This window comes from Spirulina sp. 06S082, from assembly GCF_034932145.1.
Taxonomy (GTDB): domain Bacteria; phylum Cyanobacteriota; class Cyanobacteriia; order Cyanobacteriales; family Spirulinaceae; genus CCY15215.
Map to the genome: position 1 here is coordinate 1 of NZ_JAYGHV010000147.1, position 19,063 is coordinate 19,063.

General features: G+C 41.4%; 20 protein-coding genes. 8 read left to right on the top strand and 12 right to left on the bottom strand.

What is annotated here, in order from left to right; genetic code table 11:
• Nucleotides 1–631: tryptophan synthase subunit alpha (gene trpA, locus VB714_RS10960; protein WP_323224020.1), on the top strand; the 631-nt coding region annotated here is incomplete at its 5' end.
• A 75-nt stretch (nt 632–706) separates the two neighbouring features.
• Here the strand turns inward: trpA and VB714_RS10965 are convergent.
• Nucleotides 707–2,590 carry an iron uptake porin gene (locus VB714_RS10965; protein WP_323224022.1) on the bottom strand — a complete coding sequence of 628 codons (1,884 nt, stop codon included), beginning with the start codon at nt 2,588–2,590 and terminating at the stop codon, nt 707–709.
• Between the two features lie 288 nt (nt 2,591–2,878).
• Here VB714_RS10965 and bchM point away from each other — a divergent pair, with 288 nt between their 5' ends.
• On the top strand, nt 2,879–3,574 hold the full coding sequence (gene bchM / locus VB714_RS10970; protein ID WP_323224024.1) for a magnesium protoporphyrin IX methyltransferase: 696 nt from the start codon (nt 2,879–2,881) through the stop codon (nt 3,572–3,574).
• Between the two features lie 10 nt (nt 3,575–3,584).
• On the opposite strand, the gene VB714_RS10975 is transcribed toward bchM, so the two are convergent.
• The 6 genes from VB714_RS10975 to VB714_RS11000 form a co-directional block, all read right to left on the bottom strand.
• Nucleotides 3,585–4,382 carry an FkbM family methyltransferase gene (locus VB714_RS10975; RefSeq protein WP_323224026.1) on the bottom strand — a complete coding sequence of 266 codons (798 nt, stop codon included), beginning with the start codon at nt 4,380–4,382 and terminating at the stop codon, nt 3,585–3,587.
• A gap of 15 nt (nt 4,383–4,397) precedes the next feature.
• Nucleotides 4,398–5,504, bottom strand: a complete 1,107-nt coding sequence (locus tag VB714_RS10980; protein WP_416309653.1) for a tRNA (guanine-N1)-methyltransferase — start codon at nt 5,502–5,504, stop codon at nt 4,398–4,400.
• Nucleotides 5,505–5,774: 270 nt separating this feature from the next.
• Nucleotides 5,775–6,764 carry a cytochrome f gene (petA, locus tag VB714_RS10985; protein WP_323224030.1) on the bottom strand — a complete coding sequence of 330 codons (990 nt, stop codon included), beginning with the start codon at nt 6,762–6,764 and terminating at the stop codon, nt 5,775–5,777.
• 84 nt (nt 6,765–6,848) lie between these two features.
• Complete coding sequence (gene petC, locus VB714_RS10990) at nt 6,849–7,394, bottom strand: cytochrome b6-f complex iron-sulfur subunit (protein WP_204104739.1); 546 nt, start codon at nt 7,392–7,394, stop codon at nt 6,849–6,851.
• 251 nt (nt 7,395–7,645) lie between these two features.
• Nucleotides 7,646–8,692, bottom strand: coding sequence for a tRNA 2-selenouridine(34) synthase MnmH (gene mnmH / locus VB714_RS10995; protein ID WP_323224032.1), 1,047 nt, complete (start codon nt 8,690–8,692; stop codon nt 7,646–7,648).
• Nucleotides 8,693–8,894: 202 nt separating this feature from the next.
• Nucleotides 8,895–9,077, bottom strand: coding sequence for a CsbD family protein (locus tag VB714_RS11000; protein WP_204104741.1), 183 nt, complete (start codon nt 9,075–9,077; stop codon nt 8,895–8,897).
• A 228-nt stretch (nt 9,078–9,305) separates the two neighbouring features.
• Between VB714_RS11000 and VB714_RS11005 the strand changes: the two genes are divergently transcribed.
• Both VB714_RS11005 and VB714_RS11010 read left to right on the top strand, forming a co-directional pair.
• Nucleotides 9,306–10,562 carry an S-layer homology domain-containing protein gene (locus VB714_RS11005; RefSeq protein WP_323224034.1) on the top strand — a complete coding sequence of 419 codons (1,257 nt, stop codon included), beginning with the start codon at nt 9,306–9,308 and terminating at the stop codon, nt 10,560–10,562.
• A 12-nt stretch (nt 10,563–10,574) separates the two neighbouring features.
• Entirely contained in the window at nt 10,575–11,000 is a 426-nt protein-coding gene (locus VB714_RS11010; protein WP_323224036.1) for a hypothetical protein, read from the top strand.
• Nucleotides 11,001–11,182: 182 nt separating this feature from the next.
• On the opposite strand, the gene VB714_RS11015 is transcribed toward VB714_RS11010, so the two are convergent.
• Together VB714_RS11015 and VB714_RS11020 are read right to left on the bottom strand one after the other, a co-directional pair.
• Nucleotides 11,183–11,479, bottom strand: coding sequence for a hypothetical protein (locus VB714_RS11015; RefSeq protein ID WP_323224038.1), 297 nt, complete (start codon nt 11,477–11,479; stop codon nt 11,183–11,185).
• Nucleotides 11,472–11,810 carry a type II toxin-antitoxin system RelE/ParE family toxin gene (locus tag VB714_RS11020; protein ID WP_323224040.1) on the bottom strand — a complete coding sequence of 113 codons (339 nt, stop codon included), beginning with the start codon at nt 11,808–11,810 and terminating at the stop codon, nt 11,472–11,474. Before VB714_RS11020 ends, VB714_RS11015 begins: the two co-directional genes overlap by 8 nt.
• A gap of 73 nt (nt 11,811–11,883) precedes the next feature.
• Between VB714_RS11020 and VB714_RS11025 the strand changes: the two genes are divergently transcribed.
• Complete coding sequence (locus VB714_RS11025; RefSeq protein WP_323224041.1) at nt 11,884–12,048, top strand: hypothetical protein; 165 nt, start codon at nt 11,884–11,886, stop codon at nt 12,046–12,048.
• 21 nt (nt 12,049–12,069) lie between these two features.
• A complete protein-coding gene (locus VB714_RS11030; RefSeq protein ID WP_323224043.1) occupies nt 12,070–12,282 on the top strand; it encodes a hypothetical protein in 213 nt (70 codons plus the stop codon).
• 59 nt (nt 12,283–12,341) lie between these two features.
• Here the strand turns inward: VB714_RS11030 and dnaB are convergent, their stop codons facing one another.
• Nucleotides 12,342–14,717, bottom strand: coding sequence for a replicative DNA helicase (dnaB, locus tag VB714_RS11035; protein WP_323224045.1), 2,376 nt, complete (start codon nt 14,715–14,717; stop codon nt 12,342–12,344).
• Between the two features lie 48 nt (nt 14,718–14,765).
• On the opposite strand from dnaB, the gene VB714_RS11040 reads away from it, so the two are divergent.
• Complete coding sequence (locus tag VB714_RS11040) at nt 14,766–15,155, top strand: MAPEG family protein (RefSeq protein ID WP_323224047.1); 390 nt, start codon at nt 14,766–14,768, stop codon at nt 15,153–15,155.
• On the opposite strand, the gene VB714_RS11045 is transcribed toward VB714_RS11040, so the two are convergent.
• Together VB714_RS11045 and VB714_RS11050 are read right to left on the bottom strand one after the other, a co-directional pair.
• Nucleotides 15,152–15,757, bottom strand: a complete 606-nt coding sequence (locus tag VB714_RS11045; protein WP_323224049.1) for a Uma2 family endonuclease — start codon at nt 15,755–15,757, stop codon at nt 15,152–15,154. The two genes, VB714_RS11040 and VB714_RS11045, sit on opposite strands and share 4 nt — an antisense overlap.
• A 22-nt stretch (nt 15,758–15,779) precedes the next feature.
• Nucleotides 15,780–17,363 carry a photosystem II high light acclimation radical SAM protein gene (locus VB714_RS11050; RefSeq protein WP_323224051.1) on the bottom strand — a complete coding sequence of 528 codons (1,584 nt, stop codon included), beginning with the start codon at nt 17,361–17,363 and terminating at the stop codon, nt 15,780–15,782.
• A 361-nt stretch (nt 17,364–17,724) separates the two neighbouring features.
• Here VB714_RS11050 and VB714_RS11055 point away from each other — a divergent pair, with 361 nt between their 5' ends.
• A complete protein-coding gene (locus tag VB714_RS11055) occupies nt 17,725–18,060 on the top strand; it encodes a DUF1830 domain-containing protein (protein WP_323224053.1) in 336 nt (111 codons plus the stop codon).
• The last annotated feature ends 1,003 nt before the right edge of the window (nt 18,061–19,063 follow it).

A 19,063-nucleotide genomic window follows, 5' to 3' on the forward strand; every position in this document is an offset into this window, starting at 1 on the left:
CGATCCCCTCGCTGACGGTCCCACCATTCACGCGGCGGCAACGCGGGCATTACGGCGAGGGGTTAAACTGGAAGATGTGCTAGGGGTAGTGGAATCAGTGCGGGATGAGATTACAGCCCCGATTGTTCTCTTCACTTATTACAACCCTATTTTATATCGCGGTATCGAACCTTTCTTGCAGCGTATTGCTCAAGCAGGGGTTAAGGGTTTAGTCGTGCCGGATTTGCCCCTGGAAGAAGCTGAGGCACTCCTAACCAAAGGCAAGGAGGTTGGAATTGAGTTAACTTTATTGGTTGCTCCTACGAGTCCTCAAGAGCGCATAGAGGCGATCGCCAAACAATCTCAAGGTTTTGTTTATTTAGTGAGTGTCACCGGAGTGACCGGAGCGCGAACAGAAGTTGCTTCTCGCGTTAAAGACTTGCTTCCCAGACTGCACAAAACCACCGATAAGGCGATCGGGGTGGGTTTTGGTATTTCTCAACCGGAACAGGCAAAACAAATGAAAGAATGGGGCGCAGATGCAGTGATTGTCGGTAGTGCAGTGGTGAAACTTTTGGCAGAAGGAACGCCAGAAGAAGGATTAAAAGCAATTGAAGCATTTTGCCAGAGCTTAAAAGCAGCGATTCAGTAAACAAAAAAGAGAGATTCTTCGGAATCTCTCTCTTGTATGTGTATTTTTCCCTTCTTGGCGGGAATTTAGTCCAGTTTAGAAACTAAACGTAGTCCGCAGCATACCTACAAAAGTCGTATCATTGTTGGGGTTGCCATTGGGGTTGAAAACAGCGTAAACCCCAGGCGCAATCTCAATGTTGTCAGAAACGGGGAAACGATACTCAAAGTTAGCCATATAAGCCGCGCCGCGATCGTTTGGACCATTTTCAGCGCGGGTTAAATAAGGCAGTTGACCGAAGCCCAATACTAAAACATCATCTTCCTTGAGTAGATCGGGGAAACCTAAATTAGCACCCCAGGTCCAAAGATCGGCAACATCACCCCGACGCACGCCAGATTCGGCGATCGCCTGGGTGTATCCCACAAAAGCACTCAAATTAATGCTGTCGCTGAGGTCGAAACTACCGGATACATTCCAATGGTTGGCAGAAGTGGCGGATTCTCGGATATTGCCGCTACTGTTGACATAGAGAAAGGGAGATTTACCCAAAACGCTTGTTGCTCCCCCAAGGGTAATATTATTGTCCGTGCGAGCGCCACCGGGGGAGAAACTGTGGGCATAACCCAAAGCTAACTTGAAGTCCTCGTTGAGGGCAAGATTCAGTTGGATGGGGGCGCTATAGCCGCCGTTAAAGATTCCTGTACCGGCATCGTTGGGATTATTGGAGAAGTAAGCAAGATCGATACCGAAAGATTCATTCAGTTTGATATTAGCTCCCAATGCGGCACCACCGTCGGGGGCTTCATAGAAGAGGTTATTATAGGCCAAACCCAAGGGCAGACCATCAATGGCGTAAGGACTGGTGCTTCCCGAATCAACAATATCGTCAATGTTAACGCCTGATGCGGCAACGTGAAGCATCACATTTTCTCCTGCGGGGAAGCGATACCACAATTTGGCGAGACGCACATCGTTGTCGGCGGTAAACCCGTATTTATTGGGGTCGTTTTGCGGGGAACCGGTGCCAAACTGGGAAATATTCCGTAAATTTCGCGCTTGCAGTCGGGTACGAAGGCGATCGCGTCCGGTGAAGCTGGTATCGAAGTTTAAACGCGCCCGATAGCCAAAGGCAACGCTATTATTGCGATCGGTTCGGAAGTTCGTTGCTGTGGTGTTACTGGCTGCGTGAATGGTATCCAGGTCATTGAGGAAGGTTGCACCCACTCCAGTAGCTGCGAGATATTCTCCCAAGGTAACAGAGTCAACAGTTCCCCCCTCTTCAAACAGCCCGATCGTGCGGTTCTGATCGAGAGTGTTCGCCAGAGATGCTGAGTCAGCGACGGTCTGATTGTCTAAGAGACCCAAATCGAAGTATTCAGCACCATTAAAGCCAAAAATCTTGGCGCGATCGCCGATCGCGGTATCCAAGTTGAAGATAACTTCCCCAACTAACTTGGTGGTGGTAGAAAATTGATGATCTTCTAAGAAAGAAACTCGTCCTTCAAGGTTATCAACCCGGGTTCCCAGGGCTGTGAGTTCCACCTCAAATTCCTGCATGAGACGACGGAGGGTTTCTAATTCGTCCCGCGTCACAAAATCAGCACTGGTTTCTGCAAGCAGGCGTTCGACCTGTTGCAAGCAGGCATTTAAACCGGCGGCAAATTCGTAGCGAGTTAAAGCGCGATCGCCGCGATAAGTGCCGTTGGGATAGCCTTTAAGACAGTCGTAGCGACGAACTAAATCATCTAAGGCTTGAAATGCCCAATCCCCAGGAGAAACATCACTAAACTTAGATGCTCCGGTAAATTGAGCCTGACCAGCCGCACCTTCTACACTATAACTATTGACTTGTTGTAGGACATCGCTACTCGAAAGCGAGGAATCTGTGGGATTGGCGAATGCGTCTCCCGATACGGCCAGAACTGCAATTAGGGTTGCAGGGGCTGTGAATAAAGCCTTTCTTAGAATTTTAGACATGAATACATCCTCACACTGAACCAAGAGATAGGGCGATTGAACCAATTTATTTGATTTTCGCCTTTAATTTACAATCCTCTTATCGATTTTAGCGAAATTTTGCCCATTTAGCGATCGCCTATTGAATTTTTTAATGATACTCGCGGTTATTGGAGACTGGATTAAAATATGCTACCGAGTGCGATCGCGATGTCTGAAGTCTCATTTCTGACTGCAATATTGTCAAAGGAACGGTGCAAAAGCTGGTAAAGTGATGGCTTGCAGCAATAATACTAGGAGAAGCGATCGATGCAAGCAATAGATGACAAAACCATTGTTAAAGATTATTTTAATAGCAAAGGATTCGATCGCTGGCGCAGAATTTACGGTGATGGTGATGATATCAGCAAAGTTCAATTGGATATTCGCAACGGACACCAGAAAACCATTGATAAGGTTCTCTCGTGGTTGCGCGAAGATGGTAATATTGCCGAATTGTCGGTTTTTGATGCAGGATGTGGGGTAGGGAGTCTGAGCATTCCCCTTGCTGAAGTAGGGGCGACGGTATATGCCAGCGATATCTCAGAAAAAATGGTGGGAGAAGCGAAAGAAAGAGCCGAAAAAGTTCTTCCCGATACAAGTAAGCTGATTTTGGAAACCCACGATCTAGAAACAGTTGAGGGAAAATATCACACGGTTATTTGTTTGGATGTTCTCATTCATTATCCCCCCAAGGAACTCGAACAGATGCTAGGACATTTAGCCAGTTTAGCAGAATCTCGTCTTATTTTAAGTTTTGCACCGTTTACGGTCTGTTTAATGTTATTGAAAAAAGTTGGCGAACTATTCCCTGGACCGAGTAAAACCACCCGCGCTTATATGCACCATAAGTTTGATATCATAGATATATTGGAACAGAAAGGTTTTGCAATTAAGCGCAAAGAAATGATAGGAACTCGTTTTTATTTCTCCTATTTACTTGAAGCGGTGCGGAAAAACAGTTAAATGATAACAGTTAAATGTTATCATTTGAGTCCAGTCTTCTCTCTAAATATAGTTCTCGCTGGGTTGATAATTTTTCGTTGATTATGAACCCTCTATCTCGTAATTGAGAATACACAAACTTAATTTTCTCAGTCCCGATTACTTCTTTGTGAACCTCCATAATGACTTTCTCGATGTTGTAGAGATCGGCATATTGCATGAGGTTATATTCTCCACCTTCAATATCAACAATGAGAACATTGGGGTTATTTTTTTTAATTTCTTTATTGAAGGGTTTAACAGGAACTTGAATCCGGTTATCAGTTTTGCGAACTTGAATTAATGAAGAAGCCCAAAACCGTTTTGAAACATAAAAATCTTGTTCTCCAGCTTGTTCTCCTAAAAGGCAAAAATTGACTTGGGGAGAAACTTGGTTGAGTCCATAAACTTGACGAATATACAGTTCTAAGGCAGGATTTGCTTCATAAGTAAAAACATTATCAGACCCGACGGTTTGGGCGCAATAGGTGGAGAGAAATCCCCACCCTGTACCAAGTTCCATAACACGATCGCCTTCTTGCAATATTGCTTTGACAATTTTCAATTCTTCCCGTTCATAAGAATACTGCCAATGTAATCTTTCTAAAGGCTTCCTCTGTAACTCTGGAGGAATTGGCATTTTTATCCCAGAAATATTAACGATTTTGTTGGTTTTGCCTAACTTGCGGTACTCTGAAGCAATAGATATGTTCATCAACGCGATCGAACTTTTTATGTTTCTTTGTACCATTTCGATCGCCTCGGCGGCCTTAAATTTTACTTGTTGCATTTTGAGTTTTTTATGCTATGGTAATTTACTGTTCAGAGATCGCGCTACTTTGATACAAGTTACCATATCTGCATCGGTTTTAATCGCTTCTGGGTTAATGTGAGTAATGGTGGCGCGATCGCCTCGGTTTTTTAAGGCTTCAATGAGACGCGATCGCGGGGGAATATCCATTTTTCCGCGTCGCCCTATTTCCCCTAAAGTATAAAAATAGGGAGGAAAATCTGCTTCTCCTATCATAATTTCTAACAATTCTACACAAGCATTCCAATCCCATTCTCTCGCTAAATTTTGCATTTTTTTGAGGGTAAGGCGATCGTGTAAAACCCCCAACCACATTGGACCAGTTAAGGTTAAAGGAGTGCGATCGCACGAACAAATACATTGTCCCAATTTGCGCCAAGATATGGTTTCATATTCCCCACAAGCGTGACAATAACCCAAAAAACCATAATTTTCAGGGGCGATCTGTTGTTGAGATAATAAACGCACCATTATCCGATAAGTTTCCCCTATGTAAAAGGAAAAAATAGGTTGGATTCCTTTTCCTTGACTCGCTGTTTGCTGCTGCATTGCGCCAATAATTAAGCGTAGGGCTTGTTCTTGGGCGGCGGGATGAGAACGGGCATAAGCGCCATAATTAGCTAAACTATTTTGGGGGAGATGTCCTGTCCCGGTGCGTCCGTCTGTACTGGTGAGATAAATTAAACCCCCAATTTTGGTCGCCCAAAGAGACGTACTTAAATAAGGTGCGACGGAACCAAAACCATCAACATCGACAAGATCGTAATAGTCTTTGCGATCGAAACAGCGAAAAAAGAGACGATGGGCATTTTCACAGGTAACTTTACCTTGTTGGGAGGCGATCGCTGCGTGTAAATTCGCTTCCAGTAGCGATCGGCGATCGGGGTTTCCTTCATTGCTTAAAATCCAATTAGCCCCACTTTCTAACCAATAGCGCAAACTCCGTACTCCACAACCTGCCATTGCGTCTAATATTCGTAATTGTCCCATTTCTTGTCGATAAATTGCCGCCGCTAAAACCCCTAAATCTCGAACAATACGGTTTTCTGGGCGAAAAAATGCCTTTCCTATGGTAAACCGTGCTTTTCCTTCTTCCTGCATAATCAGGGTAAACGCATCTAATTTAGTATAAATTGTAACGGCAAACAAAAACATTATTGGATAATTAGCAATTATTCTTGTTTATTGATAATTCATTAAAAACGCGATCGCATCAATTCGCAATATTTTACAATTTTCCCCAACACAACCACCTGAAACACTGTAGCGACGTTGCACGCAACGTCGCTACAGAAAGGCTTGGAAAACATCCCTAGCAAAGCGGATTTGGTATTATCTCTATGGGTTGAGATTTTCCTAATTAAATCAAGTTTAGAACTCGATTTCTGCTGCTTGTACTCGTTCAACTTGCTTCTTCTTCAAAACAAGGAAAGTTTGAGAAAGTGCAATACCCAAAAAGAAGATTAACAGCCAACCGATGCGGGCAGAATCCTGGAGGACAATTTCGCCATCTTCCTGACCGAAACCCCCTACATTAGGATTCAAAGTTAAGGCTTCTCCTGCCGCAACTTCTTGACCTTCAGAAACAATAAACTCAGGTCCAGGGGGAATGGTTTCCACAACAGATTCACCGTCAGCAGTTGCGATGGTAACGCTGTAATTAAAACCGTCTGGTTGAGCAATTTCCGTAATTGTTCCCGCTACAGAAGCCGTAAATTCATTATTATTGGTTTTCAGTCCCGTGGGATAAACCTGTCCGCGACCGCGATTTGCTCCTAAGTGAATGGGGAACTTACCAAAGTGAATATTTTTATCGGTTTTGGGGTCAGGAGAAAGAATCGGGAAAGTGATTTCCTGATATTGATCGCCAGGTAAGGGTCCGATGATATAAACGTTGTCTTGGTCTTCTCTGTAAGGTTGGAAATAAAGGCCGCTGACCTTTTCTTTTAACTCCTCAGAAAGGCGATCGGGGGGCGCAATGGTAAAGCCTTCCGGTAACATTAAGACGGCACCAACATTTAAACCGCCTTTCGATCCATCTCCTTGAATTTGTTGAGAGTTCAAATCGTAAGGAATTTTGACAACTGCCTCAAATTCCGTATCCGGTAAAACCGATTGAGGGAGTTCGATTTCTGCGGGTTTTTCCCCTAAATGGCAGTTGGCACAGGCAAGACGGCCTGTTGCTTCTCGAGGGGTTTCTGGGGCGGTTTCCTGCGCCCAAAATGGATAAGCCGCAGCCGTTTGGGGCGCGATCGCATCACTGGTAAAAAAGATTGCAAGGGTAGCTAAGAGCAAGACCGCTATTTTTAGGGTGACTTGCTTGCTCGTTTGCCACAGAATTTGTAAAGGGGGTGTTCTCATCTCGATCGCTAAAAACTTTAAAATCTGCTCGAATGAATATTGATCGATCTCAAGGACATTAAGTAATTACATTAAGTAATTACATTAAGTCCACCAGGGATCGGTGTTGGTGCGGAAATCGGTTTCCGTCCAAGGGGTAAACTCTACTTTGTCATCTGCGGTAACTGTGGCATGAGCCAAAGCTAAAGAAAGAGGTGCCGGACCGCGAACCACTTTCCCTTCTGCGTTATATTGAGAGCCGTGGCAAGGACATTTGAACTTGTTTTCCGCCACGTTCCAAGGAACGACACAACCTAAATGGGTACAAATGGCGTTTAAACCATAATCCTGCAAAGAACTCTCATCTTTGACGATTAAATAGGTGGGATCTCCTTTTAAACCTTGGGATAAAGCGCGATCGCCGGGGATAGGATGGGCAGCGAGAAATTCACTTACCAGCACATCATTACCTAACGCATCTTTAGCCGTAACCCCACCACCAGGACTACCACTGGAAGGAGGAATAAAATATTTAACAATGGGATAAAGCGCACCAAGGGCTGTTCCCGTAATCGTACCAAAAGTCAGCAAGTTCATAAACTGCCGACGACCCATATCGGGTACATCTGAGGGGATGGAGGATTGTGCCATATCAAAATGCCAGAATTTGGTTTTTGTTAAGAATTCTGAAGAATTATTCAGAATTGAATTCAGTCCTGCTATAGCAAGTCTGTTAAGCCTTTTCAGCTATAAAAAGTTGAGGAATGTTAACAGTCTGCTTTAAATTCGTCTACGAAGCAATCCGTCACAATTCGTAACAACATTCATTTTACCATTATCCGAGACAGGACAATCGAAAACCATCTAACTCGTCAAAAAATCTGTTTAGGCGATCGCCAACCCTATTTTGGTAACATTGCGATTGTGTCATTGATGGTTTGCTCCTCTAAGTCTTGTAAATCGATCGCTTGTCCTGCGGGTTGAAATAAACGATTTAAGGAACGCTGATAAGCAGGATCGTAGTGTTGTCGCAGTAAATCCTCCACTAATCTGCGCCATTGTTGGCGATCGCACCACTCAAACCACTGTTGTAGTTTTTCTTTCCCGTAGCAAGGTTTAAGACGTTGTAATTTCTCCTTGAGGATGTCGGGATGTTCGATAAAATGGGGATATTGTTGCAATAACCCCGTCACTCGTTCCTCGAGAGGTAAGCGAATCTCAATGCAAGGAGACTGTTTCATTTTCTCCCATAATCCTTGGGGAAGATAGATTCTGCCAATTTTATGACTTTCTGACTCGATCCAAATTGTTTTTTGGCGATCGCACTGCTGCAATTGTTGCAGTAATAAACTTTCAAAATACTTTTGAGAAGGTTGAGATGCAAGTTTATTTTCCCATGCTTGACCCAATAAAGAACCGCGATGTTGTGCTAGTTTTTCTAAATCTAAAACTTGCATTCCTTGCTGTAACATTCGTTGCAAAATCTGTGTTTTTCCCGTTCCTGTCAAACCACACAAAACGTTATAATTAAACTGTTGTGGTAAAGTTTCCAATTGTTCGCAGACATAGTTTCTATAGGTTTGATAACCTCCGTCGAGGACTGCCACCTGCCAGCCAATTTGTCTTAAAACTAATGCTAAACTATGGGAACGCTGTCCTCCTCGCCAACAGTAAATTAATGGGCAGTAATCTTCTTTTTTATCGGCAAAATGGGAGGATAAATGATGAGCAATATTTTGAGCGACTAAACTTGCGCCTATTTTCCTCGCTTCAAAAGGAGAAATTTGCTTGTAAATCGTGCCAATTTTAGCGCGTTCTTTATTATTCAAAACCGGAAGATTAATTGCTCCTGGAATGCGATCTTCAGCATATTCTCCCTCAGAACGAACGTCAATAATTTCGCTGTAAATTTCTAACCAAGGTTCTTTTCTTAAAAGTGGCGATCGCATTGATGATCTATTCCTTTCTTGATTTTTTTGAGAGTAGGTATTCCTTGCCAAATTTGAGATTATTTTTATTTATCATAAGATTATTGTGTTATCAAGGTAAACAAAAGTACATAAAAAAAGCACCTCCCTAGTCATAGCAACATTTAAAATTGCATGATATAGAAGGTACTAACGATTATAACTTGGTTTAGAATAAAGCTAATTAGTCAATTATTTTCTTGGCTTTATCTTTTAGATTTTCTGTCTCATGTTCAATTTTTGCTTCTGTCTGTTTCAAATTACCTTCGGCTTTTTGTTCAGGATTCCCTGTCATTTCGCCTACAGCCGCTTGTGCTTTTCCCTCAATATTCTTAGCAGTAGCCGCGATTTTATCTTTAGTAGACATAGTGTTCAATATCTCCTTTTCTCGATTTCTCAGTTTATTTAACAGTATCAATATATCAAGAAAATTAAGAGAACAGCATCACTCTTTAGATGCAAAAGATGCAAAATCGTATCTCTCTTTAGAGGTAAAGTGGATGCAACTATTTCTACTGGAAGGAAGAGAATTCTGCAATGACTTCTTATTCTATCTATTATAATATAAAATTGTTGTACTCACGATTTTGGAATCTTGAACGGCAAATATTTTTTAACGGCTTTGAGTTTAATATTGAGTGTAGGGGGCAGTTTAACGGCTTGTAGCGGCGATCGCAATGCCCAAGATTGGTTTGCCCCAAATCCCGAATTACAAGGGAATTCTCCTGCATTAGACCCCTCTCCAAGTTCTTCTCCTTCTCCTGCATCGACTCCCCGAGAATTGCCTCTACCAACCTCCAAGGAAATAAAGGATAATAAACTTCCTCCCAATTTTCCCAAAGCAATTCCAATTTATACTCGAGCAAAATTACTAGAATCTCAATATCGGGTGGGAGAAATTAAAGGAGAAACGCGCTGGCAAACGGAAGCCGATCGCGATACCGTTGCAGCATTCTATCGGCAAGAATTCGAGGGCAATAACTGGGAGTTTAATGCTTCTGAATCAAATAACACTTTACTGGTTGCGAGTCAAGATAATCTGAACCTAAAACTATCTATTCCTCCTGCATCAGAGTCGGATTCGGGAACTATTTTTTTGCTTGAATATGCAAGCAATTTATCGACGGCAAAAGGCCAAGCAACACAATCTAAATCTGAGGATAGTCAAAATGAGAAAAAACCAGAAAATTCTTTAGATTTAAAACAAGTCTCACCTCAAGTTCGCGGTTATATTGAAGACTTTGCCGCGTTAGAACTATTACCAAAAAACTTTGACCCCAATAAAACAATTACTCGTCGAGAATATGCCCGATGGTTATTTGAGGTACACAATACATTGTACCGCGATCGCGCTACTAAACAAATTCGTCCTGTTACGAGTGCCAGTCAACCTGCTTTTACAGATATTAAAGCAGGCGATCGCGATTTTGCCATGATTCAAGGGTTAGCAGAAGCAGGAATAATTCCCTCGCGTTTGAGTCAAAATACGGAGGCATTATTATTTCAACCCGATGCACCTTTGACGCGAGAAATATTGATTTTATGGAAAGTTCCCCTCGATCTTCGTAAAGCCTTACCTTCTACTTCCATTGACGCAGTTCAGAAAACTTGGGGCTTTCAAGATAGCGAACAAATTCAACCAAAAGCCTTAAAAGCTGTGTTTGTAGACTTTGAAAATGGAGAAAATGCCAACATATTGCGGGCATTTGGTTATACGACTTTATTTCAACCTAAAAAAGCGGTAACGGGTGCAGAAGCGGCGGCGGCTTTATGGTATTTTGGCTATCAGGGAGATGGAATTTCTGCTAAAGAAATATTGGCGTTAGAAAGTAGTCAAGAAGAAAAACAGTGAATAAAATCCGACTTGTACTCTATTTACTGGGTATATTATCAGTTGGTACATGATTATTTTGTGAAGCCGATCCGCTATTGGTACGATCGCGGTTTGCGAGAGAAGATAGAGAAATTGAAGCGCGATCAACAAGAAGCCAAACAAGAAGCCATACAAAGAGAAAGAGAGGATATACAAGCAAAAGAAAATATACGACGAAAAAAAGAGTATATGAAGCAAGATACCTTACAGATGCAAATTCAAATGCTGCAAATGCAACAGACCTCGCAACAAGCGTTGATTTTGGTATTGATTGGAGCAGTAATCATCATGTCTGTTGCTCTTGGGACTCAAGAACAAATAGCACAAGAAGAGATAGAATACCTACGGGAACAATTGCAAGGACGCTCAGTATGCGATCAATGGATGCCACCTGACTACTGTTTCCGATATAGATAAAATATAAAAAAACTTGGTGGGTTGGTTCGGTAAAAATCAGTTGGACTTTTTGTATACATCCCATGTTACTCGGATATCGCTGTTCCAAAAAAACAGAGCGATCTTACTTTGGTTAGCAGGTCATTCAAGGATTGCGATCGCATTATCAGAAATTCGGTTCATCCGATGCAACCCAATGGGCTCTAACTTGCCGTCACCATCAACCCAACTTTTAATCCTAAAGATTCTAGTAAGGTTTGTAAAAGTTTGAATTCAATCTCTCCTGTTTCTTGTAGTTTGCGATCGAAGCGATCGAATTTTTCTTGAAAACTCTCTGAAAAATCACTAATTCCTCCTTGTGCTTCAATGATATTGAAAAATGCTTTTTTGATCATTTTAGGATCGCCTTCTTCTAAAACCACCTCAAGATACAGAGCAGCTTCCGAAGGCTCTTTTAAAGATTCAATAAGTTCTGTATGATAACTAATAGTTTTAGGCATTATCTCGACTTCGATACTCTTTCCAATAGTTTTGAGCTTTACGAATATCCTTAGCTTGAGTGCTTTTGTCGCCTCCCAATAACAAGATAATCAGAATGTTACTCTCTTGTCCAAAATAAATTCGATACCCCGAACCATAATCAATTCTGATTTCGTAAACTCCTTCTCCAACAAACTTAGAGTCGCCTACATTGCCCTCTTCAACGCGATCTAATCTGGCTCTAATCTTTGCTCTTGCTTTTTTATCCTTGAGGGAGTCTCGCCATTGCAAAAAAGGAGCAGTTCCATCTGCGATCGTATAAATTCTTATTTCTTTGGGCGTTGCCTCCATTTTGTTATATTCAATAGTTTATGATATTCAGTCTAGCAGAAGCGCGATCGCACTGTAAAATTTAGTCTTTAGATTGACAGCAGGATTGCCATTGTGCGATCGCTTCCTCTCCCTGCTCCGTTTGTTGATAAACTTGAGCCAACAAACAATGCGCCGCACCTCGATTGCGATCTTTGACTTTTCCCCAAATTGCGATCGCATTTCCTCAAAACCCGGAGCGATCGCGTTAAAATTATAATGCTTCCATCAAATTGAGCCAATGACTTCAAAAGCGATCGCCGAATCTTCCCAAAACCTAGAATCGCGAGTCACTTCGTTAGAAACAGAACTCGAACAACTTAAACGCATTCTTTCGGAATCTCTGGGAAATAAAGAACCTTGGTGGTTAAATATTGTTGGTAGTTTTGAAAACGATTCTAGTTTTGATGAGGCAGTTCGTTTCGGACGAGAATGGCGTAAATCTGCGGAATAGAGTTGCGATCGCCTATCATGTATATTCTCTATTTTTTGAACGAAATTTATGGCGATCGCTTAAGATTCCGTTGCTAGATTTTCAAACTTAGTTAATTCTGGTAAGAAAAGGAGTTTAATTGTTCCTGTGGGTCCATTACGATGTTTGGCAATAATAACCTCAGCAATATTGCGATCGGGAGAATCGGGATTATAGTAAGAATCTCGATATAACATAATGACTAAATCGGCATCTTGCTCGATCGATCCGCTTTCGCGTAAGTCCGAAAGCATGGGACGCTTATTGGTACGAGATTCAACACCACGACTTAGCTGAGATAAAGCAATAACAGGTGCATTAATTTCCCTCGCCAAACCTTTCAGCGATCGCGTAATTTTCGCCAATTCTTGCACTCGATTATCTCCTCCTCCTTCCATTAATTGCAAATAATCGAGCAAAACTAAGCCAATTTTCCCTCCTTGTTCCGCTTGCAAACGGCGCACTTCCGATCGCATTTGCATTACTGTTAAAGTAGCATTATCATCGATAAAAATGGGTAACTCTGCTAAATTTCCAATCGCTAAAGCAACAGATTCCATTTCAGTTTGAGTAATGCGTCCCGATCGCAAGCGGTTGCTCTCAATTTTTGCTTCTGAAGCTAATAATCGCTGAACTAATTGTTCTTTTGACATTTCCAAACTAAATATTGCCACGGGAAGTTGATGTTGTTGGGCAATATTTGCAGCAATATTTAAAGCAAAACTGGTGTTATGAACGCAAATATCATTTGCAATAAAATTGTGAGTTTCAGGAATTGTTAGATCGTAAACTTGTTTATTCCCAACATATTCAATAGAAACAATTCGATCCCAATAAATATCGCTGGTCGCTAATTCTTGCAGTGGGATATTATCTAAAGCTAATGCTAAAGTCAATAATCGCTCTCGTGGCAAAGCACGTTTACCAACATGAATATTACTATAACCTAAAATACCTGCTCTTTTAGCTAAAGATTGCCAAGATTCAGTTCCTTTTAACTGGGTTAGTTGTTCCCAAATCTCTACAGGAATTAGATCGCGATTAGTTTGATATTTCTTTCCGGATAAAGCTGATTTCACAGCAGCAATCGCATCTTCTTTACCAAAAATACCGATTTCCTCAATAAATGTTTTCAGCGCACAAGCATCTGTAATATCTAATTGCCATGCAACTCGACGACCATCTTTATATTTAACAGAGCGTTTTTTTAAGGCGGCAATAATACCAAATCTCAATAATAGGTGCTGAATCTGTTGAGCCAGTTTTTCACTAACTGTTGTATAACCGATTTGAGACTGGCCGCTTTTGAGAACAGTAGCCCAACCATCTGTGGCAAAAAGACGATTTAAAAATAATGAAATGCCAAATTTATTTAGTTTAAAAATAATTTTTGGGATTTCCTTACAATGAGCATTTTTACTAATAAAATAAGCTAATAACTTTATTTGGTATTCGGGTAATATTTCATTGCCAAAAATATTGATTTTACGAGAAACTGCAATGCGATCGCCTTCTTTCAATTGAGATAATTCTCGCCATCCTTGAATTGTTAAATAGGGATGAGTAAGAGTTGTTTCTAAAGAACGTCCCAACCGTGTTTGTACTCGAAAGACTGGTTTAATACCATCATCAACAAAAGCGGAAGGTTCAGTAAGTTCTAACTTCCAATTTTTTTTGAGTGTTAATAACCGGGCAACACGCTGTTGAAAAATATCCTCAATTGTAGCGATCGCGCCATCAGCCAAAACAATCTTGCTATCATAACTCAAACATTTTCCCATTGATGGCCGTCCCGCCAATACAATTAAATCAGATTTTTGAAAACCACTGGTCATAGCATCTAAGTCATAAAAATCGCAAGCTAGTCCAGGTAATGCCGTTTCTTGTTGCAGATTTTCCAGTTCGTCAAATGTATAAATTAAAGTTTCTGCAATGGGTGTTAATCCTTGTTTGGGACGCTTTTGTGTTAGCCCAAAAACCTTCTGTTCTGATTTATCTAAAACGACTTCTAATTCTAAAGTGGTATCGTAGCCTAATTCAGTAATTTCATGGCTTACTCCAATCAATTGACGGCGCGTATATTTATCCATCACTAAAATAGCATAGCGATCGATATTAACGGCCGAAACTGTTCTTTCTACTAATTGAGCAAGTTTGCTTGTTCCACCAATAATATCTAATTTTCCTTGGTCTTGTAACCAACTGGTAACGGTCATTAAATCTGTGGGTTTCCCATCTCGATATAATGCTAATGCTGCTTGATAAATTTCCGTATGAATGCTAATATAAAATGCCTCGGGAACGATAACATCAGCAACTCGTCCCATTGCTTCGGGATCGAGCAAAATTCCTCCTAAAATAGACTCTTCTGCTTCAACATTTTGAGGAGGCAAAGAATTTCCGGCGAGATCGAGCATTAGTCGTACAATAGTTCTTGTTCCTAAATTAGCAAAAAAATACCAATAATGACAGCCGATTTAATTTGTTTATTGATTTTGGCACTCTGGTCGATTCCTCTCAACCATGCCCCTGCATTGGGTCGCATTCAGGCTGGAGGAGTAGAATGGGGTTTGGGTAATCGCGAAACCACTCCCAGTGTACCTCTTTGGGTAGGACGTGCCGATCGCGCCAAGCAAAACCACCACGATAATTTAGCGGCGATCGCGATCGTTATTCTCATCGCGCAAGTTACGGGACAAACTGATGGAATTACCGCGATCGCTTCGGTGGCGATCGTTATTCTGCGAATTCTTCACAGTTTAACCTATATTTTTGGCATTCCTGTTGCGCGTACCCTTGCTTATGCTGGTGCTTTATTGGCACTGGGAATCATTGTTTTGCGGATTTTTATTTAACGAGGAAGGACATCGTTTAAACAAAATTTCAGGTTAGGTAAACTGGGAGAGGCGATCGCTTCTCTCAAACGGAATTGTTGTTGAGAATAATCTTCTCCAATGAGTTGACAAACCGTAAAGGTAGGTTGTTTGGGACGACCGATAAAAGCAATTCCCCCTAATCCTCGATAATCAACAATCCAATATTCGGGAATTCCGAGAAGTGCATATTCTTCGACTTTTCTCGCATAATCGTTTTCCCAATTGCTACTAACCACTTCAACTACCAATTTAAGAGAACCTGCGAGAGTAATTACAGGTTCTTTTTCCCAAAGCGGTTCGCTGCTGAGAACGGTTTCATCTAAGACAACAATATCAGGACGACGGGCTGTTATTGCCTCAGCTAAAGGACGAATTAAGCAAGTACGAGGAATAACCCAAGGTAGTTGTTGAGTAATGATTTCTTTGCCAATTTGGGTGGCAACTTTACCGCTAACAGTTTCGTGAGATCCCGTTGATTCCATATCGATGAGTTCTCCATCGGCTAATTCATAACGGGGATCGTCCCCATATTGGCTGAGAAAATCTGCAAAGGTTAGAGTTTTTGAAGCAGTATAAGTCATTCTTTTTCTGTTCCTTGTTCCTTTAAGTTAATGCAACCAATTCTTTACGAAGATTATCTTTTTTATCTCCCATTGGTGCATTGAGTGCTTCTTCTAAGGGTGCGCTTCCGAGACGTTCTTCTAAAATTTTCAGGGTTTCTCGTCCAAAATCATTAGGATTTTGTTGCCATGCTTGCAAGCAAACTTCTCCAAAATACGATCCTAATGGTTCGGGGTTCCAAAGTAATTTTCGTGCTGTCCAAGGCATAACACTCATCGGGTTATAACCAGGTTTGAGAATCTCTTTTTTAAAAGCATATCCTTCTAAATGAGTGTGGGGTTGCAAACCAATAAAAAAGATAGCAGGTTCGACTTTATCTATACCAAAAATGTTTTCTAATTCCCGATGATAAGCTATAGTTTGGCGAATCGTCTCGAAGGTTTCATCGATGACGTTAAAGGAATAGTTTACAGAAACAACATCATTAAAACCTGCTGCCTTTAAATCTCGACAATTTTGTAAAACTGTCCGCAAATTGTATCCCATTCGCATTTTCCGAACTAACTCTTGAGAACCACTGGTAATACCAATCTCAAAATAATTCATCCCCGTTTTTACCATCAGATTGCATAATTCTGGGGTTAAATTATCGGCGCGAATATAAGCAGCCCAATGAATATCCTGCATTCCTGAATCAGAGATTTTCTCTAATAGTTCGATCGCGTCATCAATATATTTTTTAGCAGGAATAAATTGAGCATCTGTAAACCAAAAATTGCGAACACCGCGATCGTACAATTGACGCATTTCTGCAACGACTTCATCAGCAGGATTAATTCTTACCTGTTTGCCCTCAACGACGGTATAAATACAATAACAACAATTATGAGGACAACCGCGCTTTGTTTGTACGCCGATATAAAAGTCGTTTTCTTGCAAATAATAGCTGAATTCTGGCCAAATTTTAGCAATATAATCGTAGTTGCAAGCTGTTTTCTCGATCGCCGTTGGTGTTTCGTGAATCATGCGATCGCGGGGCTTTGTTTCTCCGACAATATAACATCGCTCTGCACGAATATCTTCTCCTTTTAATAAGCGTTCGAGCAATACTTCTCCTTCTCCTACAGACACAATTGTTCCTTTGGGAAGCGCCTTCTCAATTTGCTCGTAAAAAACACTGACAGCACCTCCACCAACCACAACGCGAACATTTTGGTGATAGCGTTTAGCCCGTTGCAATCCGCGTTTAATCAAGCCAAAATTGCGCCATAATTCCCCATAATAAGCACTCACCACCTTTAAGCCCCCCAAGGCTCCTCGCAAGCGAATGAAAGGGTTTTTGGCATAGTACACCTCGAAAGCCATTTGCAGGGGGTTGCCGCCGCGTCCTCCCACTGGGGCATAAATTTGGATATCTCGCCAGGAGAAAACCAGCAAATTAGGCTGAAACTCGTCGATCGCCCGATCTAATGCTCCATTGAATTCTACTGGTGGTACCGTTCCTAAATCAAAGATGCGCTGTTGCATATCTGGAAAAATCTTCCCTATGCGATCGGCGAGATAGACGACACCAATGGGAAAAATAGGGTTGCAGGGAAGACGAACGTAAAGAATTTTCGAGGTCATTGTTAAGAAAATATTAAGAAATTGAGGTTAAGATGAATTGTAAAATTTATTTACATAAGTTAACTTTAGCGTTTTTCCTTACTCCTATCAACTTTATCAAGAAGAGAGTAAGATTGATAAACAGGAGGGATCGAAGGAATTAGAGCGCGATCGCCACGGGGATCGAAGAAAATAGACAAAAAAAGGATGAATTGGTCAATATAAACTCAATTTCTAGCCTAATATCTAAGTTTTTGAGATTTTCTCTTCCTTCTTGAGCAGGAAAAATTAGATTGGTAGTCCTGTTTACAGCAAGTGGGGATCGCAAAATGTTAAGTTAAGTAATGTCATAGTAAACACCTATATAACCTAACCCCTCATCATGTCTCAAATCCTCGACCCTATCCCCAACAGTATTGAAACGCCTGTCTTATGCTGCTATGTTAACGCTACTAGCCAGATTCAAATTGCTCGTATTACAAATCTTCCCAATTGGTACTTTGAAAGGGTAGTGTTTCCTGGACAGCGTTTGGTTTTTGAAGCCCTCCCCGAAGCCCTTCTAGAAATTCACTCGGGGATGATGGCCAGTGCAATTCTTTCTGATACTATTCCTTGTCAGCGACTGCGGGTTAATCAAGAACCAGAGGAAACTCAAGAAGCCAACCCTTCAGTACAAGAAAAAGCAACCAACCAAGAACCTATAGCCGCAGCAGTCTAAGCGGAAATGAACAGTATGGGTATTTGGTGCTGCGATCGCGCTAGATACCATCACGAATGAAGGCACGAACATTTTGTTCGTGCTTTCATAGTTTGTGATAGTTAACCAAAATATAGTCATATATAAACAAGACATGGATTCCATTGCAGAAACCCCCTTCATTTTGGCTTTGAGAGATTTATTCTCCTTGGGTGAACTACGCACCTCTCTATCCCATGGCCCCTAAAGGCATTTGGGAATGCTTTTGTTCAATTGATGAAGATTTTTTTCGAGTCTGCCATACTCAACAAAGGGACAAAGCCTGGTTGATTAAAAGTTACAGCCTTGAAAATATCTATATCTCAATCAATCAATCCTATCTAATTTACCAACTCCGGCTTTTTTGGCTGAGTTGGATAGTTATGATGACAACAATTTACCATAAATCACTCTGTTTGACTATATTTTTAGTTAAACTTTACAATACTCACTCTCGATCTTAGACACGGAAGTAAGTTTCGGGAAACTTTTCTGTAATCATCATCATCGGTTATGGTTGCGACAAGTTGAGCAATAATATGATAACGCGATCGCTTGGCTCGGAATGGGAGGGGTGGGCATTGCCTCATCCTACGGCAGTCAGGCATAATTGATAAGACAGATACAAATAGTCGGGAGCGAGTCGAATAAAGGAGTCAGGAACCTCAGCCCTTAGGCGTGAGGCTTGAAAGAGAAATCTGACAAGCCATTCTGATCAGACTAAGTACCCCGCGTACTACGTTATTTGGGTCACGACACCTGGGAATGCGAAGCTAGTTCCTCGCTCTGTCGTTAGCAGTTAAACAATTTTAAGGTCACTGAAATAGTGCTGCTAACCTAACAAGCCCTTTTAACCTTGTCGAAGCTAACATTACCCTAGAAATAGGAGGCTCGAAAGAGCAAAACCGCTATGCGTACAGGGTTGTTTAATTAGATACAGTAATTGTCCTGTTAAAAGTGCAATACAAAAGCACCCTAATTAAAC